This window comes from Franconibacter pulveris, assembly GCF_056780215.1.
In genome coordinates this window covers 4542441-4563906 of record NZ_CM165555.1, presented here as the reverse complement: position 1 = coordinate 4563906, position 21466 = coordinate 4542441, and the positions used below count along the sequence as shown (strand labels likewise).

Annotated in this window: 22 protein-coding genes and 1 pseudogene; 7 read left to right on the top strand and 16 right to left on the bottom strand. The window is 54.5% G+C overall.

Annotation, left to right across the window (positions count from 1 at the left end):
* Position 1: 1 nt before the first annotated feature.
* From ACU4F7_RS21525 to ACU4F7_RS21515, 3 genes and pseudogenes are all read right to left on the bottom strand, one after another.
* On the bottom strand, positions 2-1213 hold the full coding sequence (locus ACU4F7_RS21525; RefSeq protein WP_481637736.1) for an ABC-three component system protein: 1212 nt from the start codon (positions 1211-1213) through the stop codon (positions 2-4).
* Between the two features lie 166 nt (positions 1214-1379).
* Positions 1380-1628: pseudogene (locus tag ACU4F7_RS21520) on the bottom strand (tyrosine-type recombinase/integrase); the annotation flags it as partial.
* Positions 1629-1916: 288 nt separating this feature from the next.
* Entirely contained in the window at positions 1917-2780 is an 864-nt protein-coding gene (locus ACU4F7_RS21515) for a YicC/YloC family endoribonuclease (protein ID WP_029589926.1), read from the bottom strand.
* Between the two features lie 123 nt (positions 2781-2903).
* Between ACU4F7_RS21515 and rph the strand changes: the two genes are divergently transcribed.
* Complete coding sequence (gene rph / locus ACU4F7_RS21510) at positions 2904-3620, top strand: ribonuclease PH (RefSeq protein ID WP_029589925.1); 717 nt, start codon at positions 2904-2906, stop codon at positions 3618-3620.
* A gap of 64 nt (positions 3621-3684) precedes the next feature.
* Positions 3685-4326: an orotate phosphoribosyltransferase gene (gene pyrE, locus ACU4F7_RS21505; protein ID WP_024557866.1), complete on the top strand. Its 642-nt coding sequence runs from the start codon at positions 3685-3687 to the stop codon at positions 4324-4326.
* Positions 4327-4357: 31 nt separating this feature from the next.
* Here the strand turns inward: pyrE and slmA are convergent, their stop codons facing one another.
* From slmA to coaBC, 3 genes are all read right to left on the bottom strand, one after another.
* On the bottom strand, positions 4358-4954 hold the full coding sequence (gene slmA, locus ACU4F7_RS21500) for a nucleoid occlusion factor SlmA (RefSeq protein WP_029589924.1): 597 nt from the start codon (positions 4952-4954) through the stop codon (positions 4358-4360).
* A gap of 122 nt (positions 4955-5076) precedes the next feature.
* Positions 5077-5535 (bottom strand): dUTP diphosphatase, encoded by a 459-nt coding sequence (gene dut / locus ACU4F7_RS21495; protein WP_024557868.1) that lies wholly within the window; start codon positions 5533-5535, stop codon positions 5077-5079.
* The gene (gene coaBC, locus ACU4F7_RS21490) at positions 5513-6727 is read right to left on the bottom strand and encodes a bifunctional phosphopantothenoylcysteine decarboxylase/phosphopantothenate--cysteine ligase CoaBC (RefSeq protein WP_024557869.1); all 1215 of its coding nucleotides are present in this window, start codon (positions 6725-6727) and stop codon (positions 5513-5515) included. The genes dut and coaBC overlap by 23 nt, the downstream gene beginning before the upstream one ends.
* 169 nt (positions 6728-6896) lie before the next feature.
* On the opposite strand from coaBC, the gene radC reads away from it, so the two are divergent.
* The 4 genes from radC to mutM all read left to right on the top strand — a co-directional run bounded on the left by radC (position 6897) and on the right by mutM (position 9109).
* Positions 6897-7568 (top strand): RadC family protein, encoded by a 672-nt coding sequence (gene radC / locus ACU4F7_RS21485; RefSeq protein ID WP_029589923.1) that lies wholly within the window; start codon positions 6897-6899, stop codon positions 7566-7568.
* Positions 7569-7781: 213 nt separating this feature from the next.
* Positions 7782-8018, top strand: coding sequence for a 50S ribosomal protein L28 (gene rpmB, locus ACU4F7_RS21480; RefSeq protein WP_004388471.1), 237 nt, complete (start codon positions 7782-7784; stop codon positions 8016-8018).
* An 11-nt stretch (positions 8019-8029) separates the two neighbouring features.
* The gene (rpmG, locus tag ACU4F7_RS21475) at positions 8030-8197 is read left to right on the top strand and encodes a 50S ribosomal protein L33 (RefSeq protein WP_003024094.1); all 168 of its coding nucleotides are present in this window, start codon (positions 8030-8032) and stop codon (positions 8195-8197) included.
* Between the two features lie 102 nt (positions 8198-8299).
* A complete protein-coding gene (gene mutM, locus ACU4F7_RS21470; RefSeq protein ID WP_481637735.1) occupies positions 8300-9109 on the top strand; it encodes a bifunctional DNA-formamidopyrimidine glycosylase/DNA-(apurinic or apyrimidinic site) lyase in 810 nt (269 codons plus the stop codon).
* Here mutM and coaD read toward each other — a convergent pair whose 3' ends face one another.
* The 7 genes from coaD to ACU4F7_RS21435 all read right to left on the bottom strand — a co-directional run bounded on the left by coaD (position 9110) and on the right by ACU4F7_RS21435 (position 16948).
* Positions 9110-9589, bottom strand: coding sequence for a pantetheine-phosphate adenylyltransferase (gene coaD, locus ACU4F7_RS21465; protein WP_481637734.1), 480 nt, complete (start codon positions 9587-9589; stop codon positions 9110-9112).
* Positions 9586-10362: a glycosyltransferase family 2 protein gene (locus tag ACU4F7_RS21460; RefSeq protein WP_481637733.1), complete on the bottom strand. Its 777-nt coding sequence runs from the start codon at positions 10360-10362 to the stop codon at positions 9586-9588. The genes coaD and ACU4F7_RS21460 overlap by 4 nt, the downstream gene beginning before the upstream one ends.
* Complete coding sequence (gene waaA, locus ACU4F7_RS21455; protein WP_029589919.1) at positions 10362-11636, bottom strand: lipid IV(A) 3-deoxy-D-manno-octulosonic acid transferase; 1275 nt, start codon at positions 11634-11636, stop codon at positions 10362-10364. Before waaA ends, ACU4F7_RS21460 begins: the two co-directional genes overlap by 1 nt.
* Positions 11637-11818: 182 nt before the next feature.
* The gene (locus ACU4F7_RS21450) at positions 11819-13453 is read right to left on the bottom strand and encodes a sulfatase-like hydrolase/transferase (RefSeq protein ID WP_481637732.1); all 1635 of its coding nucleotides are present in this window, start codon (positions 13451-13453) and stop codon (positions 11819-11821) included.
* A 17-nt stretch (positions 13454-13470) separates the two neighbouring features.
* A complete protein-coding gene (locus ACU4F7_RS21445; protein WP_029589917.1) occupies positions 13471-14442 on the bottom strand; it encodes a glycosyltransferase family protein in 972 nt (323 codons plus the stop codon).
* Positions 14442-15431, bottom strand: a complete 990-nt coding sequence (locus tag ACU4F7_RS21440; protein WP_024557877.1) for a glycosyltransferase — start codon at positions 15429-15431, stop codon at positions 14442-14444. The genes ACU4F7_RS21445 and ACU4F7_RS21440 overlap by 1 nt, the downstream gene beginning before the upstream one ends.
* A 143-nt stretch (positions 15432-15574) precedes the next feature.
* Complete coding sequence (locus tag ACU4F7_RS21435; protein WP_029589915.1) at positions 15575-16948, bottom strand: O-antigen ligase family protein; 1374 nt, start codon at positions 16946-16948, stop codon at positions 15575-15577.
* Positions 16949-17161: 213 nt separating this feature from the next.
* Between ACU4F7_RS21435 and ACU4F7_RS21430 the strand changes: the two genes are divergently transcribed.
* Positions 17162-18259 carry a glycosyltransferase family 4 protein gene (locus ACU4F7_RS21430; RefSeq protein ID WP_481637731.1) on the top strand — a complete coding sequence of 366 codons (1098 nt, stop codon included), beginning with the start codon at positions 17162-17164 and terminating at the stop codon, positions 18257-18259.
* Between the two features lies 1 nt (position 18260).
* On the opposite strand, the gene ACU4F7_RS21425 is transcribed toward ACU4F7_RS21430, so the two are convergent.
* From ACU4F7_RS21425 to rfaC, 3 genes are read right to left on the bottom strand one after another with little or no spacing between them, the layout of a single operon-like run.
* A complete protein-coding gene (locus tag ACU4F7_RS21425) occupies positions 18261-19370 on the bottom strand; it encodes a glycosyltransferase family 4 protein (RefSeq protein ID WP_481637730.1) in 1110 nt (369 codons plus the stop codon).
* On the bottom strand, positions 19367-20470 hold the full coding sequence (rfaQ, locus tag ACU4F7_RS21420; RefSeq protein WP_029589912.1) for a putative lipopolysaccharide heptosyltransferase III: 1104 nt from the start codon (positions 20468-20470) through the stop codon (positions 19367-19369). Before rfaQ ends, ACU4F7_RS21425 begins: the two co-directional genes overlap by 4 nt.
* On the bottom strand, positions 20463-21464 hold the full coding sequence (gene rfaC, locus ACU4F7_RS21415; protein WP_481637729.1) for a lipopolysaccharide heptosyltransferase RfaC: 1002 nt from the start codon (positions 21462-21464) through the stop codon (positions 20463-20465). The genes rfaQ and rfaC overlap by 8 nt, the downstream gene beginning before the upstream one ends.
* Positions 21465-21466: the final 2 nt, after the last annotated feature.

Below are 21466 nucleotides of genomic sequence, written 5' to 3'. Positions count from 1 at the left end.
CTTATGCAACCTTCTTATTCTTCAGCTGTAACTCATAGTTTGGATGCCAACCTACGGCTAAGCTATCAGCCAAAATATGGTAGCAACCAGGGATAAAATGGCTTGGCGTAGACATTGCCTGCACTGGTGTATTGAACTGCATACATTCAAAGTACAGTATTTGACCTTGATCCTGTTCTGATCGTTCTTTATACGTTAATTTACATGTTCTCTGTTTATTCTTCCAAGTTCGCTGTAGCACAGCGTCCAAATCATCAAATGAGGTTTCGTCAATTTCTCCCCGTGCAGCCCAGTCAGTTCGGTCGAATGAAGCCATTAAATAATCGCTTACAGCGCCGAGTAAGTCTTCGTAAGGTAGGCCAATAATCTCTAATTGTTGCACGAATTTATCAGGTAAATACTCCCGGGAGATCTCCTCTACGGGAGCCTGAGCACGGCTAGAAAGGACTACCTGGCGATCAATTTTCTGAACATATGCTCTGTACCAGCTGTAAAAATCATCGCGGGCAATGACAGCAGGTTTTCCCGCCTCTAGAAGCATATCTATGTGGCGTTTCACTTTTCCGCAAAGATAATTAGTAATATCGCTAACCTTTGAAGGAGATACTGGATGACTTCTCACGCATGCTTCAAGGTCTGCTTGTGGGCTACCACTACCAAGTGTCAGTTGAAAGTTGCAAATAAGTTGTTGAAGAAGGTTTGGGTCTGCAGTAAAGACTTTTTCGACGTATTTTGAAATCTCTTTAGAAACTCCATTCTTCAAAGTGAAATGTGGTGACTCTCCCCATAATTCAGTTCGGGCTTGGGCAATGGCTTTCTGAGCATCCTTTAGCGTTTTAGCTTCATTAAGCTTTTTAACAATATCCCCTTCAACTGGGCGTGATACATATAGCTCAAAAATGGCTTTTTCTACTTCGAAACCCTGAGAGGTAACAAGATCGATCCAATTAGAAAGCGTTTTCCATAATGATTTTGCACGATCAGTTACAGGATTAGCTGTAAGAGCGCTTTTACTTTGGATGAATGTGATGTCACCTGAATTACTTTCTTGGGCAACATCATCAAGTAGCTCCAAACTGCATAAACTACCCTCAGGAGCTTCGAGCAACAAATGAGTCAGTCGTGTAAATTGTAGGCTGTAGCCTAGCGCTTGGCCCGGAACTTCAGTTTTACGCTTGGACTTAGATTGACCATTCGTTTTTGAAATTGCCATATGGTTCCATCCAAAATAGAAGGTGCTGTTTCACCCTTTTTGGCATATTACAAGAAGATAATGGTGAAAATCTAAACTATTATCCAGAATCCTGTGCCAGTTCACATTCGAAACCATTATCTTGAAATATCTAATATTTTTAACACAAAACTGGATGCGTTTTCCTTTATGCCATAGCTTTTCTCAACGGCATCACGTTATAGCTACAGCCCTGACCTCTTTTTAAGGATGTAAGCAAATTAGCCCACATCTCTAATGCATGCTTCCTCTCATCGAAGCACTGAGAAAGGTTGTAAGTCCCCTCAACACCTTTGATTCTATAATTCAGGCTGCGCTCTGCAACTACCGGCTCAACATATAACGCTGCCAGATGTGAGCGTGCAGTACGCCGAAAATCATGTTGAGTAATTCTTGGGGAAGCATAGATACACCCCCTTACCATCAGTACGCCCATCAAAATGTTCGCCCGACTTTATCCATGCTCTGATTTGTAGATCTGTCAGTTTTGCCATGCTTATCTTGTCTCATTGCTGTATACATAAACTTGCGTGTCATGAATGCCAATATGTACACGTCTATGTACACATTAAACACGCGCTTTAGTGATACGATATGAGACTACATAAAACAAAAAAGCCATGATTTACAATGGCCTTTTTGTCCTGATGTGACTTAGTGAGGCAATGCCAGATCGCGTGAAACGTTACTCAATATTCTGAATCTGTTCACGCATCTGCTCAATCAGCACTTTCAGTTCTATAGCTGAGTTGGTCACTTCGGCGTTAATTGATTTAGACGCCAGCGTATTCGACTCGCGGTTGAATTCCTGCATCATAAAGTCGAGACGGCGACCCACCGCCTCTTTTTTCTTCAGGATGTTGTAAGTTTCTTTAATATGCGCATCGAGGCGATCCAGCTCTTCGGCCACGTCGATGCGCTGCGCCATCAGCACCAGTTCCTGCTCCAGGCGGTTATTTTCAAGCTGTACCTGCGCTTCTTCAAGCTTCGTGACCAGCCTTTCACGCTGCCATTGCAGGACGGCGGGCATTTGCGCACGGACTTTAGTCACCTCCGCGCTTACCCCTTCCAGACGCTGCTCAATAAGCGTTTTGAGCGCCTGACCTTCGGTTTCACGCGCCACGATAAAGTCATCCAGCGCGCCGTCCAGCGCCGACAGGATATCAGCGGCGATAGCGTCCAGATCCTGTTCCTGCGCGGCCATTACGCCTGGCCAGCGCAAAATATCGAGCGGGTTTATCTCGCCTTCATCGCTTTGCATTTTCACCCAGTTCGCGGCGCTGACCAACTGCTTCGCCAGTTTTTCGTTGAGGATGAGTTCCCCTTGCGCGCTGGCGTCAGGCTCAAAGCGCAGCGTGCACTCAATTTTACCGCGAGTCAGACGATTACGGATGCGCTCGCGGGCTACAGGTTCCAGGCTGCGGAACTGTTCCGGCAGGCGAATATAGGTTTCCAGATAGCGCTGGTTTACCGAGCGTAATTCCCAGGCGGCGCTACCCCAGTTACCCTTAATTTCACGCCGGGCGTAGGCGGTCATGCTGCGGATCATAGTCATACCTGTTTTTAAAAAGAGTGATGCGATTATAGCTACCCCTGGCCTGCCAGGATAGGAATAAGCGCCTTAAGCCCGTATAATGCGCAGCCACATCTGTTACAAGCCGGAGAGAAATTCATGCGTCCATCAGGCCGTAGCGCTACCCAAGTGCGCCCAGTTACCCTGACCCGTCACTACACTAAACACGCTGAAGGCTCCGTGCTGGTTGAGTTTGGCGATACCAAAGTGCTTTGCACCGCCACCATTGAAGAAGGCGTGCCGCGCTTTCTGAAAGGGCAGGGGCAAGGATGGATAACTGCCGAATACGGCATGCTGCCGCGTTCAACCCATACCCGTAACGCTCGCGAAGCCGCAAAAGGCAAACAGGGCGGCCGCACGCTGGAAATTCAGCGGTTAATCGCGCGTTCGCTGCGCGCTGCGGTAGATTTAAAAGCGCTGGGCGAATACACCATTACGCTTGACTGTGATGTTTTGCAGGCGGATGGCGGCACCCGCACTGCCTCTATTACAGGCGCCTGCGTGGCGCTGGCAGACGCGCTTAACGCGATGGTCGCTGGCGGCAAGCTGAAAACCAACCCGATGAAGGGCATGGTGGCGGCGGTTTCCGTAGGCATCGTGAATGGCGAGGCGGTTTGCGATCTGGAATATGTGGAAGATTCCGCTGCGGAAACCGACATGAATGTCGTAATGACCGAAGATGGCCGCATTATTGAAGTGCAAGGCACAGCGGAAGGTGAGCCGTTTACGCATGACGAGTTGCTCTCGCTGCTGGCGCTGGCCCGCGGGGGGATTGAATCCATTGTCACGTCGCAGAAGGCGGCGTTAGCAAATTAATTTTTAAGGCGACTGTGAAGTCGCCTTTTTTATGCCTGAAAAAACGCTATTGAGGAGCAAAGCCATGAAACCGTATCAGCGCCAGTTTATTGAATTCGCCCTTAACAAACAGGTGTTAAAGTTTGGGGAATTCACGCTGAAATCCGGGCGCACGAGCCCCTATTTCTTCAACGCCGGGCTATTTAACACGGGGCGCGATCTGGCATTGTTGGGCCGTTTTTATGCAGAAGCGCTGGTGGATTCCGGCATTGATTTCGACCTACTTTTCGGCCCGGCTTATAAAGGCATTCCCATCGCCACGACTACCGCTGTGGCGCTGGCAGAGCACCATGAACGCGACGTGCCTTACTGCTTTAACCGTAAGGAGGCGAAAGATCATGGCGAGGGCGGCAACCTGGTGGGTAGCCCGCTGCAGGGGCGCGTGATGCTGGTGGATGATGTGATAACCGCCGGGACGGCTATCCGTGAGTCGATGGAAATTATTCAGGCTAACGGCGCCACGCTTGCTGGCGTGCTGATTTCTCTCGACAGACAGGAGCGCGGACGCGGTGACATTTCTGCTATTCAGGAAGTGGAACGTGATTACGGCTGCAACGTTATTTCCATCATCACCCTCAAAGACCTTATTGCTTATCTGGAAGAAAAACCGGAGATGGCGGTTCACCTGGCGGCGGTGCGCGAATATCGCGAGCAGTACGGGGTATAAAACAAAAAAGGGCCGAGCGGCCCTTTTTTGTTTATTGAAGCTGCGCGGCGAGCAGCGGCCAGCGAGAGTCAAACTCGTCGGTGGGGCTGTAGCGGAATTCGCTGCGCACAAAACGCGACAGCATGCCTTCACAAAACGCCAGCAGCTGGCTCGCCAGCAGGGTTTCATCGGTTACATACCCTTCGCCTTCGCGCATTCTGCGTTCACGCAAAACCTGCCTCAACTGCGCTTCGATACGTTCAAAAAGTTGATTAATGCGACCTTGTAAACGGTCCTGTTCAAACATCAAAGCATGACCGGTAAGAATGCGCGTTAGCCCCGGGTTGCGTTCGCCAAAGCCGAGAATGAGCTGCACAATCAGCCGCAGGCGTGTGGTCGTATCTTTCTCATCCTTCAGGATAAGGTTGATACGGGTAATAAGGCTGTCTTCGATAAACTCAATGAGGCTATCAAACATCCGGGTTTTGCTGGGGAAGTGACGATAAAGCGCCGCTTCGGAAACGCCAACGGAAGCCGCCAGTTTCGCCGTGGTGATGCGCTGACTGCCATCGCTGGATTCAAGCATCTGGGCCAGAGACTGAAGTATTTCTTCGCGACGATTCCTTTTCGCAGTTTGTTTTTCTGACATGTTCTGAAAGACCCCTGAGAATACATTCTTGCCAGGCGAGCATCCACAAGCGACCACAGGCGTAATGCCTGTGGTAATTTATTCGCTTTATTTTGCTTAAGGGATGCGTTTAAACCGGGGGCTTATCGCCGCCCGGAGTGACCGAAACCGCCTTCACCGCGTTCGGTCTCATCAAAGGCTTCAACCAGGTTGAATTCTGCCTGTACTACTGGCACAAACACCATCTGCGCGATGCGTTCGCCAGGTTCAATAATGAAGCTTTGTTGGCCGCGATTCCAGACGGAAACCATCAATTGACCCTGATAATCAGAATCAATCAAGCCCACCAGGTTACCCAGAACAACGCCATGCTTATGGCCAAGCCCTGAGCGCGGCAGGATGACCGCTGCGAGCGACGGGTCGGCGATGTGAATCGCAAGGCCAGTCGGCAGAAGCGTCGTTGCGCCAGGCGCCAGCTCTACAGCGTCATCCAGACAAGCGCGCAGGTCAAGGCCGGCTGAGCCGGCGGTAGCGTAAGTCGGCAGTGGGAACTGCTGGCCCACGCGCGGGTCCAGAATCTTAACGTCGATTTTTTTCATCATAACGGGTAACGATTTCGTCCAATAAAAGATGGCCAAGGCGTTCTTTCCGCTCAAGCGGTAAGCGTTTATCGCCCTCCTGCCAGAAAAGATGCAGAGCGTTGTTATCGCTGTTAAATCCTTGATTAGATTTAGAAACGTCGTTCGCGCAAATCAAATCAAGGTTTTTACGCTGGCGTTTTTGCCGCGCATATTCTTCCACATTATTCGTTTCGGCGGCAAACCCGACGACATAAGGGCGGTTAAGGGTAAGCGCAGCTACGCCCGCCACAATATCAGGGTTTTTCACCATGGTCAGGGTGAGTTCATCGCCCTGCTTTTTAATTTTTTCACTGGCGATTTCAGCCGCACGGTAATCCGCCACGGCAGCGCAACCAATGAAAATATGCTGCTGCTGCGCGCGTTTTTGCACTTCCGCTTCCATCTCCAGCGCGGTAGTGACATCCACACGCTGCACAAACGGCGGCGTAGATAACGATACGGGGCCTGAAACCAGCGTGACGTTGGCGCCTCGCGCCGCCGCTGCCGCAGCAATGGCGAAGCCCATCTTGCCGGAGCTGTCGTTGGTAATATAACGCACTGGATCCAGCCGCTCGCGGGTAGGGCCTGCGGTAATCATGATGTTGAGATGTTGCAGATCTTTGACAGGCGCGAAATGCAGCGCGGCCATTTCCACTATCGTCATCGGGTCAAGCATACGGCCCGGCCCTATGTCGCCGCAGGCCTGGCTGCCGCTGTCCGGCCCCCAGAGTTGCAACCCGCGCGAGGCCAGTACTTGCAGATTATGCTGGGTTGCGGCGTTGCGGTACATCTGCTGATTCATGGCGGGCACTACGGCAACAGGCGAAGGTGTGGCAAGACAAATAGTCGTAACCAGGTCGTTCGCCATACCGGCGGCTACGCGGGCGATAAGATCGGCAGTCGCGGGCGCAAGGATAACCAGGTCTGCCCATTTGCCAAGCTCGATATGGCCCATCGCCGCCTCGGCCGCCGGGTCAAGCAAACTGTCGGAAACGGGATAACCCGACACCGCCTGCAAACTCAGCGGCGTAATAAACGCCTTTGCCGCTTCTGTCATGGCGACTCTCACTTCCGCGCCGCGATCGCGCAGGCGCCGCACCAGCTCAGGCGCCTTATACGCAGCAATACCTCCGCTGACGCCCAGAACGATTTTTTTTCCGGAAAGCCCAGTCATGATTTTTTCCGCTAGCAACAAATAAGGCGGCCATTTTACCACAATCAAAAAAACGGCGGAGCAGTACAAAAAATCAACTTTGCGAGATGGCGCGCAAGCGTGGCAAACCAGCCTTCCAGCCAAACTTATCTGTGGCAGGATAACGCCGTCGTAACGCAGAGGAGGTGTGATGGAGGTTGAAAAGACGCAGCCGGCGGGGCCGCGCGAAAAGCTGCTTACTTATGGCGCAAAAGAGCTAAGCGATGCGGAACTGTTGGCGATTTTCCTGCGCACAGGCAAGCGCGGGGTTTATGTCGTTACGCTGGCGGAACAGTTGCTCGGGCATTTCGGCTCGCTGCGTCGTCTGTTATCGGCAACGCTTGAGGAACTGGGCGCGGTAGGGGGCATCGGCGTGGCGAAATACGCGCAGCTTAGCGCGATTGCTGAGTTAGGCAGGCGTTACGCCGCCTCCTGGGTGCAGGACGAACAGCCATTATTAAACCCTGATATGACGCGTGAATTCCTTATGAGCCAGCTTAGCGATGAGCAACGCGAGATCTTTATGGTGATCTTCTTAGACAATCAGCACCGCGTCATTAAAAACAGCCAACTTTTTTCAGGCACGCTTAATCATGTAGAAGTACACCCGAGGGAAATTGTGCGGGAGGCTATAAAAGTTAACGCGGCGGCGGTAATCCTTGCGCATAATCATCCTTCCGGTCACGCCGAACCCAGCAAGGCGGACAAAATGATTACCGAACGCATTATAAATTGCTGCCAGTTTATGAATATCAGAGTGCTGGACCATCTGGTTATTGGCCGCGGAGAATGCGTTTCTTTCGCCGAACGTGGCTGGATATAAGCCAGACGAGGCGATCCATGGCGATCTTTTCTGTTCGGGACTTGAGCAGACGGCCCCGGCAGCGTATACTACGCCACCTTTGAGAATCTCGGGTTTGGCATTTGGGCCTGGCATACGCGAGTTCACATTGAACCGCCAGACCGGGCTTTAGGCCTGACGAGGCGCCAATACCCTATACGAAGCTCGAGCTAATTTGATTTTTGGAGAATAGACATGTCCCGAGTCTGCCAAGTTACTGGCAAGCGTCCGGTGACCGGTAACAACCGTTCACACGCACTGAACGCGACTAAACGCCGTTTTCTGCCGAACCTGCACTCTCACCGTTTCTGGGTAGAGAGCGAAAAGCGTTTCGTTACTCTGCGCGTATCTGCTAAAGGTATGCGTGTTATTGATAAAAAAGGCATCGACGTTGTTCTTTCTGAACTGCGTGCCCGTGGCGAGAAGTACTAAGGAGCTAAATCATGGCTAAAGGTATTCGCGAGAAAATCAAGCTGGTTTCTTCTGCTGGTACTGGTCACTTCTATACCACCACGAAGAACAAACGTACTAAGCCGGAAAAACTGGAACTGAAGAAATTCGATCCGGTTGTTCGTCAGCACGTTCTTTACAAAGAAGCTAAAATTAAATAATTTTAGTGGATTGTACAAAAACCCCGCCTCGGCGGGGTTTTTTGTTTTCCGGCTACCCTCATATTAAGGTTATCCGATAAACACAAGGTCACGAGAGAAAGCATGCCTGAATTACCCGAGGTAGAAACCAGCCGTCGCGGTATTGAACCGCATCTGGTTGGCGAAACCATTCTTCACGCCGTGGTGCGTAATGGCCGCCTGCGCTGGCCCGTCTCTGATGAAATCCATGCCTTAAGCGATAAACCGGTTTTGAGCGTACAACGCCGGGCTAAATACCTGCTGCTGGAATTACCGGATGGCTGGATCATTATCCATCTGGGTATGTCCGGCAGCCTGCGCGTGCTGCCGGAAGAGCGGCCCGCCGAGAAGCACGATCACGTTGACCTGGTGATGAGCAACGGCAAAGTGCTGCGCTATACCGACCCGCGCCGCTTTGGCGCCTGGCTCTGGACCAAAGAGCTGGAAGGCCATAACGTCCTGGCGCATCTGGGGCCGGAACCGCTTAGCGAAGTGTTTAATGGCGAATATCTGCATGCGAAGTGCGTGAAAAAGAAAACCGCCATCAAGCCCTGGTTGATGGATAACAAGCTGGTGGTGGGCGTGGGTAATATCTATGCCAGCGAGTCGCTGTTTGCGGCGGGGATCCACCCTGATCGCCTTGCCTCGTCGTTATCGAAAAAAGAGTGCGAGCTGCTGGCGCAGGCGATCAAGACTGTACTGTTACGATCGATAGAGCAGGGCGGCACGACACTGCGCGATTTCCTGCAAAGTGACGGCAAACCTGGCTATTTTGCGCAGCAGCTACAGGTTTATGGCCGCGAAGGGGAACCCTGTCGGGTCTGCGGTACGCCGATACAGGCGGGAAAACATGCTCAGCGCAGCACCTACTGGTGCCGCCGCTGCCAGAAATAATCAGGCCAGTCTTTCGAGCAGGGCCTGATGCACATGCTGCGGAAGGAAGTGGGAGACGTCGCCCTGGTGGCGCGCCACTTCCTTTACCAGCGAAGAAGAGATAAATGACCACTCTTTAGCGGGCATCAAAAAGACGCTCTCCAGCTCCGGCATCAGATGACGGTTCATATGCGCCAGCTGCATTTCATACTCGAAATCACCCGAAGTACGCAGGCCCCGCACCAGAATAGTGGCGTTTTGCGCTCGCGCGAAGTTAGCCATCAGATCGCTGAATCCTGCTACCTGCACGTTTTCCAGATGCGAAGTCGCCTTCTGCGCCAGCGCTACGCGCTCTTCCAGCGTAAACAGTGTCTTTTTATGCGGGCTGGCGGCAATCGCCAGGATCACTTCGTCAAACAGGCGGGAAGCGCGGGTAAGAATATCGATATGGCCGTTGGTGATAGGGTCAAACGTGCCGGGATAAATAGCGCGAGTGGTCATAGCGGTCTCTTTTCCGTATAGCCATGGTTTAACGCCCACAGCTCGGTGTATTTGTTAAAGGTGTACTGTGCGTTCACGACGGCAAGCAGCCAGCCTTGTTTGCCATCCAGTACGCCGCCCCGCAATAACAGCGTCTTACAAAAGGCGCCCAGCGTGTGGCCGAAAATGGCCGCTGCCGAGACCTTCTTTCCTTTCTGATGGCGTTCCTGCGCCCAGGCGGCGGCGTACGCCAGCTGCTTACGCTGAAAGCCTGCGAAATCCCGGCAGGTCAGGTGCTCCAGATCGCCCTGTAGCGCTACCACGCGCGCGCCGGACGCTTCCAGCGATTCATGGACCCGGTTGTCATTATAGCGGTAACGCTCGCGAGCATAGAGACGGGTTACGCGATCGGGATACCAGCCGCTGTGACGCATAAAGCGTCCAAGGAACAGATTCCGGCGTGCGATGCTGTAGACTGTGTCAGGCTGCGGGTTAGCAAGCACCTGCCGAATGGCGTGCGCCAGTTCTGGCGTCACACGCTCGTCGGTATCGATCATCAAAACATAATCGCCGGTGGCGTACTGTTGCGCTCGCTGGCGCTGAATGCCGTAGCCTTGCCAGTCGGCTGAGGTAAATACGCGAACGCCCGCCGCTTCGGCCAGCGCGACGGTGTTATCTTCGCTGCCGGAATCCAGCAGCACAATCTCATCCGCCCAGCTTACCGAAGCCAGACAATCCGCCAGCACGTCCGCCGCGTTTTTGGCGATCATCACCACTGAAAGACGTGCGGTCATCAGTGGCTCCGCTGCGGCAGATAAGGCTGCAGAAGCTGCAAAAGACGTTGCAACGCGCCCTGATTCTGATGCAGAACCTCCACCGCGTGGCGGCCATACCAGAGGCGATAATCTTCGTCCGTCAGCAGCGTTGAGATCTCTTTTACCAGCGAGTCTGCACCAGTGACGGTGATAAGCCCGTCCGCTTCCTGCAGCTTCGCGCAGATATCTTTGAAATTGAACGTATGCGGGCCCATCAGCACCGGAATAGCGTGCGCCGCCGGCTCAAGCGGGTTATGACCGCCGCGCTCAACCAGGCTGCCGCCGACAAAGGCGAGGTCGGCAATACCATACAACAGCATCAGTTCGCCCATGGTATCGCCGATAACGACCTGAGTGCTGCCAGAAGGTATTTCGCCAGTGCTGCGCAGCGTGAAGCTGAACCCTGCTTTTTGCACCATCTCCCGCGCGTCTTTGAAGCGCTCCGGATGACGCGGCACCAGAATCAGCAGCAGGTCAGGAAAGGTTTCCAGCAGCGTGCGGTGGGCTTCAAGAATAATGGTTTCTTCGCCGTCGTGGGTGCTGGTGGCTATCCAGACTTTGCGGTGCGGCGCCCACTGCCGACGCAGCGTCACGGCGCGGGCCGCCAGCTCCGGCGTAACCGAGATATCAAACTTCAGGCTGCCTGTGACGGCCAGTTGATTGCGTTTGAGCCCAAGCGCAATAAAACGGCTGCCATCTTCCTCGTTCTGAGCGGCGATAAGCGTGATCTTGCTTAACAGGCGACGCATAAAGCCGCCCAGTTTCTGGTAGCCGCGCGCTGAACGTTCGGAAAGGCGCGCATTGGCGATGACCAGTGGAATTTTACGCTGATGCAGCGCCGAAACCATATTTGGCCACAGTTCCGTCTCCATGACGATAACCAGCTTCGGATTCACCGTGTTCAGAAAGCGGTTCATCGCGCCCGGTAGATCGTAAGGCAGATAGACGTGATGCACATCTTTGCCAAAAGCGGAGAGTACGCGCTCAGAGCCGGTCGGCGTCATGGTCGTGACGGTAATGGGCAGCCGCGGATAACGGTGACGCAGCGCGCGAACCAATGGGATCGCCGCAAGCGTCTCTCCTACGGAAACGGAATGAAGCAGAATGCCGTCTGGCTGGACTTTGCCCTGGCAATAGCCATAGCGTTCTCCCCAGCGCTTGCGGTAGGCCGGGGCTTTGCGGCTGCGAAGCAGCAGACGCAGCCAGACAAAAGGCTGTATAAGGTAGAGTAAAGCGGTATACAACGATTCCAAGCGAATATCCGTTATTTTCTTTATCGGCGGGCAAATTCTAAGCATTTAGCGTAGCTAAAGCTATCCTTTTGGCGTCGTGGGCGCGGTTTTGCCCCGCCAGGGCACAAAGAGAGCGGATTCTGATGATTAAGCGGGCAGCACAGGTCTGCCCGCAGTAAGAAAAGCGTCTGCTAAAGAGGTTATCAGCGCTTATTTTCCGGCAAGGAATCAAGATGATAGGTTATACGCTCCGACAAGCCGCGAATATCACCGCCGGTGATAAAGAAACTATCGTCTTTGAGATTAGGGTTGGTGACCTCAAAGCCCAACATTTTGTTGATGAGCGTCGCGAGCTGGAAATGGTTTTTCGGCTGCGCCGCCGCGATGTCATCAAAGCGATACGCTTTTCCGTTGCTGAAGTAGATAAACGGCACCTGAGCGATTGGCATTTCCACCACCGAGTGGCCAAACAAGCCGCCGTCGCCCACGCGTTCGCCATGGTCAGACGTGATAAAGACCAGCACCGGCAGCTTCGATTTCGCCATGACCGTGCGAATAGCCGAGGCCAGCTCTTTGTCGTACAGACGGATAGCATCGTCATACTCGTTTTTCTTCTGCGCAACGCTATCGGCAACCTTTGGCGTGGAGAACTTCGCAAAACCCGCCGGAATGTTACGCTCATAAGGAATATGCGGCGCGCGGCTGTTCAGCACCATGAAAAACGGCTTCGCGTAGTCGAGGTCCGCTTTTTCTACGGAAGGGGTCAGCACGCTGTCCGCGCCCACTTCCGGCGCAGGGCGAACCTGCGTGTCTTCCCACAAATTGATATTGTGCACGCCTATCCAGTTGCTCAGGCCTTCCAGCCCCTGGGCGGAGATAAACGCGGTCTGGTAGCCCTGTTTCTGCGCATTGGCAAACAGGTTAGTGGATTTTGATTTATAAGCGTAATAGTTATCCGGCTCACGCAGGTTGTTCACCAGCATCGGGATCGCCACGCGCGTAGAGACCGCGTTAGAAACGATAATGCGTGACGTGCCCTGATACTGTTTCATCAGCGCAGCGAGCTCCGGCGTCGTCTCACGGTCATAGCCAATGGCGCTGACGTGATGCGGATTCAGGCTTTCGCCAATGGCCAGAATGATGGAGTATTTACCGCTCTGGTAGCCCGGTACGGGTTTCACGGTGTAGGGATCATAATGCGCGATGTTCTGGTTTTCGCCGGAGATAGCCTCTGGAATAAGGCGAATAGCGCTAAAGCTCATCGCTGAAAGGCCGTTGCGCAGCAGCGAATGGCGCAAATCCGGGTTGAACTTATACATCTGGCCGTCAATGGCTTTATAAAACTGCCCGGCAAACATCACCACGATAGCCATCAGGCAGGGGATCGTCAGCCATTTTTTCCACGCTGGCGCAAAGCGGCGGGCAACGCCGAGCGAGAAAACCACCGCCGCCAGCATAAAGACAAAATAGATGCCAAGCGTGCCGATGCTGTCGCTTATGCCGCTGGCGATATCTTTGGTCTCGACAAATGCCAGCCACACCTCGCTTGGGCCATAAAACTGGCCATAGAAGGTGTAATAGATGGCTTCGCTGATCTGCACGATGAACGTCACGGCCAGCAACAGGCGCGTCAGGAAGAAGCGCGCGCTGGCGGCCGCCAGCAAAGAGATAATCACGTAGAGCAGCAGATCATCCGGCTTAGGATGATACACATTATCTTTCAGCAGGATGCTGATTTCAGAAAGCGAAAACAGCAGCATAAACGCAAGCGTCAGGCCCAGCGTACGCAGCAGGTTACTGCGTCCTGTTTTGGACGCAGTGAAGGTAGCAACAGACATGGAATAACCTTAAAACATTACATTTTTCGGGTAAGCGGACGGATCGCTTTGCCGAAACCAAAGCGCAGCGCGCGGACGGCAGCGGGGCGCTGGTGCAGCCCTTTTTGCCAGATAGATTCAAAAAGAGCGAACCAGCGTGCGGCCACCGCTTCACGCGAGTAAACCAACAGCCGTTTTTCTCCCTGCTCCAGCATGCTGCGAAACAGCGTCGGATCGTTTTTAAGACGCATAATCGCCGCAAAGGCTTCATCCGGATTTTTCGCAATTAAATAATCGAGTTCGCTTTCACGAATAGCGCGGAAAGAGGGCTCGTCATCACAGACCATGACCGTTTTGCCAAGCCAGCCGTTAATCAGTTTGCTGGCGGGTTTGCGTGCAAGCTTGTGATCGTGAGATTTGCGGAAACTCACGCAAACATCCACGTCGCGATAGTCGGTCCAGTTATTGAAAGAGATACGCAGGTCAATGCCTTCAGCCGCCAGGCGCTGTTTAAACTCCTCGCTGGCATATTCCGGCGGGAAGCTGTCAACGCGGCCAAAGTAGGCGACGGTGCGTACGGTGTTATCAGTGCGCTCGCGCGGCTGTACGCCCGGCTGCGGCCAGTAAGGCACGAAGAGTCGGTTGCCATGACCTGCCACTTCCGGATTCTGCTCAACGACGTAGTCTGCACCAATAATCGGCGGCCGATCGGCGCGTGCGACTACCGTTACCCCTTTCCAGGGCTTAACGCGGGAGCCAAAATCATCGTTGTGCATCAGGTTAATGGCGTCGGGGCGGCACTGCGCGCCGAACGAACACTCAATCAGATCCGGATAGTAATGATTAAGGGTTAACGCCGTCTGAAAGGTCCAGCCGCCGCGCCCGCCGCAATAAAAGCGTTCTGGAATGGTGTCCGGGTTCACACGGGCGTCAAGCAATGCCTGAAAGTCGGCATAATTTTTTGCGATAAAATCGGCGCGCGAGACAGCGTGCAGTTTAATTTTCTTCATCATGAGGCTTTATAAATCTTCTTAAGACGAAAATAACGACGACCCAGACGCCAGCGCTGCTTGAAGCCGCGCGCGTTACGCCAAATCATCTCCCAGATCCCCCGCTCAAACAGTTCGCGGGTAATTTCACGCTTCTTATCCGGATTTTCGATATTGTTGATGCTGTGCAAAATGCCCAGGCCCTCTTTAGCGATTTGCCAGTGGCAGGCCGGGACGCGTTTTACCTGTTCCGGGTAGCGCTCATTAATGGCGTTAAGCAGCTCCAGAATCTTCATGTAGTGACGTGCGGAACGCATACGTGTGTCATCGGTGCCGGGGGTATGCGAGACCGAAGCGGAGTGAATCAAATAGTCATACAGCGCTTCGTCAATATATTGCACCCGCTCGGCGGTAAGTAAGACTTCTGTCGTCCAGGGAATATCCTGGTGCCGCAAACCCGGTTCGAAAGTAAAACCCTGGCGTTTGATAAAATCATGCCGATAAATATTAAGCCAGGTGACGTGCAGGAATTTGCGGGAATCCAGCGCCATCTGCAGCCAGGTTGGGCCATCAATCACGCCGGTTGAAGCCAGACGGTCGGACGGAAATATCTTTTTGGCCGGGCGACCGTCGTCATAGATATAGGTGCCATTGCAGGTCGCTACATCAAGACGGTTCTGCGTGGCGATTTCCAGCAGCCGGTTGTACATGCCCGGGTAAATCACATCATCAATATCAGGGAAAGCAAGGTATTCGCCGTTCGCCAGCGCCAGTCCACTGTTGCGCGCCACTGACACGCCCTGATTTTCCTGAGTCACTACGCGAAAACGCGCAAACTCACTGGCATAGCGGCCAATGATTTCCGCGGAACGGTCCGTCGAGCCATCATCAACGACAATCAGTTCAACGCTGTTGAGATGCTGGTTTTTGATACTTTCAAAAAACGCGCTCAGGAACTTCTCGCCGTTATATACCGCGATAACGAGACTCAGAAGAGGGGTGTCAGACATACTTTCTCCGTAAAAACCGGGCCGTGCGAAAAATGCGTCAGTTTGACTGAATGGCCGTTGGACCGCAACGCTTAAGCAGAGTTCGCGCGCCAGCTTTTCCGACTGCAAGTGAAGAAAGAAAAGCTGGCTATCCGTGAAGGGGATTAAGAGACGTTGTGCGTACGGGAGTCGCGAGGACGCAGACAACAGATGCCGATAAGCAGGCCCGTCAGCATCATATACTGCTCCAGATAATGGTCCTTCAGGTTATGGTCAACCATGGTGCGCGAGAAGAAACCGATAGTGAAGAGCAGTAAAAACAGTCCCGGCATGGTCTTGTCGTGACGATAATGCCGCCAGCCGATATACCAGCATGCCGCAAGCAGCGCCAGCCAGCCCGCAATGCCCAGCACACCGTTCTGTAAGCCGAATTCAATCAGGCCATAATGGCTGTGTGGAATGGTGACTTTATCGGTTTGAAGGTCACGGCGTAAGATGAAGCGGAAAGCTTCTTTACGGGGGCCAATGCCAAAGGGGTGTTCTGCCACAATCTCCCAACCCCGATGGAAGAAGCTGGCGCGACACCCATTGGAATGGTTCATTGGTTGTCCTTCCGCATTAAGCGGGATAGCGCCGCCATTAACGTTATAGCAGTAGCTGGTAAAAGGCGCGTTCCAGCCCGTTTCGGCATCGCTTCTAAGACTTTGCCAGCGTGGGTCCGTTTTCCATGAGGCGATGCCCAGGGCGATAGCGGCAACCAGCAGCACAAGGAAAATAGAGCCTATTTTCAAAATGTTGCCGCGGCGCATTCTGTGCAGCCCCAGCAGGATAAAAGTGGAAAACAGGCTGCCTACCAGGCCAATCGTGCCCCAGCGGGTATCGACCAGCGCGGTACACACCAGGTTCGCCAGCAGCATAAAGGCCAGGAAGGGCGTTTTCAGGGTCAGAAAACGCTGGTGAATCAAGGCGCGAGCCAGCAGTTCTGCAATCAGAAAGCCGGTTATCATGTTGATCTGAAAGCTCATCCGCGTGCGGTTAAAAACAATGCGGGTTTCGCCCCAGTGAATAATCCCGTCACGCCAGTAGAGCCAGGCGGTATCCAGCAGATGAACGCAGATGACGCCCCAGAAGCAGAGCACAATCGCGGTAAACAGACGATCAGCAGTAATCGAAGGAAACTGGGATTGAATAACGGGCGCCAGCACCAGGCCACAGCAAAAAAGCAGCACCGGGCGCAGCCACTGGCCGTCCCAGGAATCCAGCATCTCTTTGATGTCTGGCGCAAAAATAAAACCGTTGATAAGAATAAACAGCGTCAATAAGAGCAGAATCAACAGCGTCGGGCGAGCCTGACGCTCATTAATCATTGCGCGAATCTGAGGCGTGCGGATAAATAAGCCCAGCGCCAGCAAAATGGCGGGATAAATAAAGCCGTTACGGTGAAAAAGCAAGAGGTCGTTAGGAATCGGCCAGACAAAACAGAGCCCCATAACGCAAAAAAGCAACAAACCCGCCAAAGACTTACGAATATTCATCATAAAATTTATAAAGCTAAAATGTACGCTTGTAATTTGCTGGAAAGAACAATCAGTAAAGCAGCTGAATGCTAAGCTGGGTCTAAGAATAAAGATGAAAACGCCCGGCAAATTACCATAATTGCCCCCTCTACAGAAGAATAAAGTTTGTAACGTCTTATAAAGCAAACGCTATAATTCCGCCTTTTCAGACGGGTTCGCGAAGGAATAAAAGCTATGCATATCGTTCATACAGAGGCGGATGGCGGAAAGGGCGGCCAGCCTCTGCGCATCATTAATGAATCGCTCGGCATGGTGGAGCGCGGCCATCAGGTGACGCTTCTGTGTCCGGAGGAGGCGCCGCTCAGCGAGCTTGCCCGCAAAGCGGGTCTCACGGTGGTTAACCTTCCGCTGAAACGTAAGAATATCAGCAACTTGATGGCCTTGCGCCGCTGGCTTAACAGCCATCAGGTTGACGTTATTAATAGCCATAATTCGGCGGATACCTGGCTCGTGGCGCTGGCGAACCTGTTCTTGCCCCGGGCCGTGCCGCTGGTGCGTACGCGCCACGCTTCCGGCAAACCGCGCAACAACCGCGGCACCCGCTGGCTGTTTGGCACCGCCTGTACGCATGTCGTGACCACGGGCGAAGCTTTACGCTATCAGTTGGTTGATATCGGCGTGCCGCTCGAGCACAGCACCTCGGTGCCAAGCGGTGTGGACACGGCGCGCTTTAAGCCTGGCGATAAAACCGAAGCGCGTCGTCACTGCGGGTTGAGCGTCGATGATTTCTGGCTGGGCGTGGTGTCTCATCTGCGACCTAACAAAGGGCACAGCGTGTTGCTGCAGGCGCTGGCGAAAATCGATAACCCGCGTATTAAGCTTGCTATCGTCGGCGAAGGCCCGCACCGCGAAACGCTGGAGCAAGAGATAGCGGCGCTTGGGTTGCAGGAGCGCGTCGTCATGGCGGGCCATCGCAGCGACCCGGAGCAGTGGTTTCCGGCCTTTGATATTGCGCTGAGCCCTTCGCACGATATGGAAGGGGTGCCGCAGGGCGTATTGCAGTCGCTCGCGTCACGCGTGGCGACTATCGCCACCGATGCCGGCGGCACGGGCGATGCGATTAAGAATAACGAAACGGGCTTGCTGATCCCTCAGCGTAATGCTGATGCGCTAATGGCGGCGATTGTACGGCTCTATAATGACGGCGCGCTGCGCAAACAGCTTGCGCAGCAGGGATATGATTTTCTGTGCCGCCACCTTACCCGTGAATGCATGCTGGATGCGATGGAAAACGTCTTTACCAACGCCTGCCGCGCGGGACAGGCGCGATAAACTAGCCCAGCAGTTCGCGGTAGAGCGCGTTTAACTCTTGCGCCATGCGGTCGAGCGTAAAAGGCTCGGCGGTATGGCGCGCCGCCTGACGATAATTTTCGCCGCGTGCGCGGCCCGCCAGCCAAAGCGAGATAGCCTCGCGATAGCCGTCTACATCCAGCGCATCGCGCACCCAGCCGTTTTTGCCTTCTTCAATCCATTCCGCCGCGCCGCACTGGGTACTGGTCAGCAGCGGCAGCCCGCAGGCCAGCGCTTCTACGCAAACGTTCGGAAAGGGATCGTAAAGCGTAGGCAGAATGAGCGCATCGGCGCTGCCATAGACCTGCTTAACGTCGGCGACCGGGCCGAGAAATTTTACCCGCTCCGCCACGCCAAGTTTCGCCGCCAGCGCCTCAAAACGCTTCGCATGTTTGTCGCGGCCCGCAACGACCAGCCAGACGGACGGATGCGCGGCGATAGCCTTGAGCGCCACGGCGATCCCTTTACGGGTGAAGCCGGAGCCAACATAGGCCAGCACGGGCGCCTGCGCCGGTATTCCCCATGCTTCACGCTGCGAAAAACGCTGCACGTCCGGGTGAAAAGCGGCGGTGTCGACGCCGTTATAAATTACCGTAAGCTTTTCAGCGCCCAGCCCAAAGCGACGGGCGATATCGTCCCGCACCAGCCTGGAATTACAGATGACTTTGCGCAGCTGCGGATGAGTAAACATCTCACGCTCCGCCTGCAAAATGTAGCGGTGGTAAGCGCTGAAGGCCTGCGTCCAGCGGCGCAGCGGCGAAAGGATACGGTTGTATTGTTCAAGCCAGGCGGCATGTACGCCGTCGCCGGCGCGAAAGAGAGTGGCGCCGGGAATGCGCTCGTGGCTTTGCACTATGTCGAACTGCGAAAATTGCTTCGCCGCTTCGCGGGCAAATCCCTCTTCACGCGCCCGGCGATTGCGAAACGGCGGATTTACGGTCAGCGTCTGCCAGCCTGCGGCGTCTTCCCACTGGCGGGCTATTAACGTGACGTCCAGCTCGCCGCTTTGCGACAGCACGTTCAGCGCGCGCGAAACAAAACGCTCGGCCCCGCCGTTGGGGTTGTAGGTCTGGCGAACGATCGCAAGCTTCATGGTTTGCTTTCCAGCAGCAGGGTATCGATAGCGCTCAGCACCTGCTGCGGCGTAATGGCCATGATGCAGTCGGAAACGCCGCTGCCGCCGCAACCATCTTTGCCGCACGGCTGGCAGGTAAAGCCAGCCGTAATAACGCGATGCGGCACGCCCCAGGGCGCCCATTTAATCGCCCCGGTAGGGCCGAAAATGGCGACCGTCGGCGTACCTACGGCGCTCGCCAGGTGCATCGGCATCGAATCGACGCCGAAATAAACACGGGCGTGCTTCATCAGCGCGCCAAGCTGCTTAAGGTTCAGTTTGCCGCTGAGATCGAACACCGGCTGGGTAATCGCAGCGCGCAGTTTATCCATATACTCCGTCTCTTCACGCGATGGCGCGGCGGAGAGAATAACTGGCAGCCCCCGGCTGGCAAGCGCGTCCACCGTGGCCGCAAGGCTTTTGATATCCCAGGATTTAAACATCCAGCGCGAGGTGGGATGGACAAGAATATAAGCCCCGCTGGTCAGGCCGAACGCTTTCAGGCGCTCCTGAACAAACGCTTCCGCTTCCTCACCCGGCACAAACAGCGTGCGCTTGTCGTCGCTGGTGGCAGGATGAATGCCGATACGGCGCAGCGCGTCGAGGTTGACCTCCACCATATGACGGGTGTTGTCCTGTATCGCCGGGTAAAGCGTGGTAAAGGAGTTGACCCATCGCCAGCGCGCCAGGCCGGTGCGCTTGTCGGGACGAAAACCCACCGAAATACGCGGTTTGAGACGGCGCGCGAGCCGTGCGCCGTGCCAGTGTTCGGTAAGGTTAATCAGCACGTCATACTCGCGCGCTTTCAGCGTTTTCACCAGGCCGCGATAAAGGCTGAACTGTTTAAAATAGCCCTGCTTGCGCCAGTTGCGCCCGATGGTATGCACCTGGTCGATATAAGGGTGACTGGTGAGCATCGCCTGCGTGTCGTCATAAACCAGCGCGTCCACTTCCACGTCTGGCCACGCTTTTTTCAGCACGGTGAACATCGGCGAGGTCAACAGGACATCGCCATGGTGGCGCAGCTTAATAATCAGCACCCGACGTGGCGGGCGCTCGGGAGTAAAAAATTCAGCCATGGACATCACCGGATTCAGAAGGCTTGTTGCCAAGCAACGGCGCAACGGCGGCGAAAACCGCCTCCGCGCTCAGATCGTTAAGTTGTTGAGAGTGCTCAGGCTTGCAGGTGTGTTGGTTTTGCCCGTAGCCGCCAATCAGCCCGGGGTCAGTCGGACCGTAAAGCGTGACGTTAGGCCTGTCCAGCGCGGCGGTCAGATGGCTTAACCCTGTATCAACGGAAACCACTGCGCGAGCGCCCGCCAGCACGTGAGCAATTTGCTCAAGGCTCATGCGCGGCAACACCTCGACCAGACTTGCGCCGTCAGCCAGGCGCCTGGCCCGCGCTTCTTCATGCGGTGCGCCCCACGGCAGCTTGATGCGCAGCCCTGTTGGCGCCATTAGCGCAATCAATTGCCGCCAGTGGCTCTCCGGCCAGTGTTTATCGTCGCGCGTGGTGGCGTGTAAAAACACCACATAACGGCCCGCATCGGCAGGCAAATGATGTAAAAAATGCTGAGCGATGGCGTAATCGCCTTTGGTTTGCGGTTTCGCATAACCCAGGCTTTTAGCGAACAGCTCTCGCGTGCGCTCAACGGCGTGCTGCTGTTTTTCAACAGAATGTCGCTTGCGGTAAAAAAGGCTCGCGAGCGGCTCGCGCGCGCTGCGCCAGTCCATGCCATGCTTGACGCCATGGGCCAGACGCGTCACCAGCGCGGCGCTTTTGATAAGCCCCTGGGCATCGATCACCGCATCGTAATGCACCGCCTGCAGCGCTTCGCGAAACGCGCGACGCTCGGCTTTTACCGGCGCGGAGAACCAGTCTTTGCGCCAGCGGCGAATCGCCACCGGCAAAACACGCTCTACCGCCGCATGCCAGGCGGGAATTTGCGCAAAGCCTTCTTCCACCACCCAGTCGAAATGGATGCCGGGAATAGCGCGCATGGCGTCCGTCAGCGCAGGCAGCGTGTGCAGCACATCGCCCATCGAAGACGTTTTAACGATAAGCACCCGCATCC

Coding starts and splice junctions, on each gene's coding strand:
- radC (WP_029589923.1), top strand. CDS start 6,897: ATGGAGGTTGAAAAGACGCAGCCGGCGGGGCCGCGCGAAAAGCTGCTT.
- dut (WP_024557868.1), bottom strand. CDS start 5,535: ATGATGAAAAAAATCGACGTTAAGATTCTGGACCCGCGCGTGGGCCAG.
- ACU4F7_RS21445 (WP_029589917.1), bottom strand. CDS start 14,442: ATGAAGAAAATTAAACTGCACGCTGTCTCGCGCGCCGATTTTATCGCA.
- ACU4F7_RS21435 (WP_029589915.1), bottom strand. CDS start 16,948: ATGATGAATATTCGTAAGTCTTTGGCGGGTTTGTTGCTTTTTTGCGTT.
- rpmG (WP_003024094.1), top strand. CDS start 8,030: ATGGCTAAAGGTATTCGCGAGAAAATCAAGCTGGTTTCTTCTGCTGGT.
- ACU4F7_RS21450 (WP_481637732.1), bottom strand. CDS start 13,453: ATGTCTGTTGCTACCTTCACTGCGTCCAAAACAGGACGCAGTAACCTG.
- coaD (WP_481637734.1), bottom strand. CDS start 9,589: ATGACCACTCGCGCTATTTATCCCGGCACGTTTGACCCTATCACCAAC.
- ACU4F7_RS21515 (WP_029589926.1), bottom strand. CDS start 2,780: ATGATCCGCAGCATGACCGCCTACGCCCGGCGTGAAATTAAGGGTAAC.
- rfaQ (WP_029589912.1), bottom strand. CDS start 20,470: ATGGCTGAATTTTTTACTCCCGAGCGCCCGCCACGTCGGGTGCTGATT.
- coaBC (WP_024557869.1), bottom strand. CDS start 6,727: ATGACTGGGCTTTCCGGAAAAAAAATCGTTCTGGGCGTCAGCGGAGGT.
- ACU4F7_RS21425 (WP_481637730.1), bottom strand. CDS start 19,370: ATGAAGCTTGCGATCGTTCGCCAGACCTACAACCCCAACGGCGGGGCC.
- rfaC (WP_481637729.1), bottom strand. CDS start 21,464: ATGCGGGTGCTTATCGTTAAAACGTCTTCGATGGGCGATGTGCTGCAC.
- ACU4F7_RS21440 (WP_024557877.1), bottom strand. CDS start 15,431: ATGTCTGACACCCCTCTTCTGAGTCTCGTTATCGCGGTATATAACGGC.
- rph (WP_029589925.1), top strand. CDS start 2,904: ATGCGTCCATCAGGCCGTAGCGCTACCCAAGTGCGCCCAGTTACCCTG.
- pyrE (WP_024557866.1), top strand. CDS start 3,685: ATGAAACCGTATCAGCGCCAGTTTATTGAATTCGCCCTTAACAAACAG.
- ACU4F7_RS21460 (WP_481637733.1), bottom strand. CDS start 10,362: ATGACCGCACGTCTTTCAGTGGTGATGATCGCCAAAAACGCGGCGGAC.
- ACU4F7_RS21430 (WP_481637731.1), top strand. CDS start 17,162: ATGCATATCGTTCATACAGAGGCGGATGGCGGAAAGGGCGGCCAGCCT.
- mutM (WP_481637735.1), top strand. CDS start 8,300: ATGCCTGAATTACCCGAGGTAGAAACCAGCCGTCGCGGTATTGAACCG.
- ACU4F7_RS21525 (WP_481637736.1), bottom strand. CDS start 1,213: ATGGCAATTTCAAAAACGAATGGTCAATCTAAGTCCAAGCGTAAAACT.
- rpmB (WP_004388471.1), top strand. CDS start 7,782: ATGTCCCGAGTCTGCCAAGTTACTGGCAAGCGTCCGGTGACCGGTAAC.
- slmA (WP_029589924.1), bottom strand. CDS start 4,954: ATGTCAGAAAAACAAACTGCGAAAAGGAATCGTCGCGAAGAAATACTT.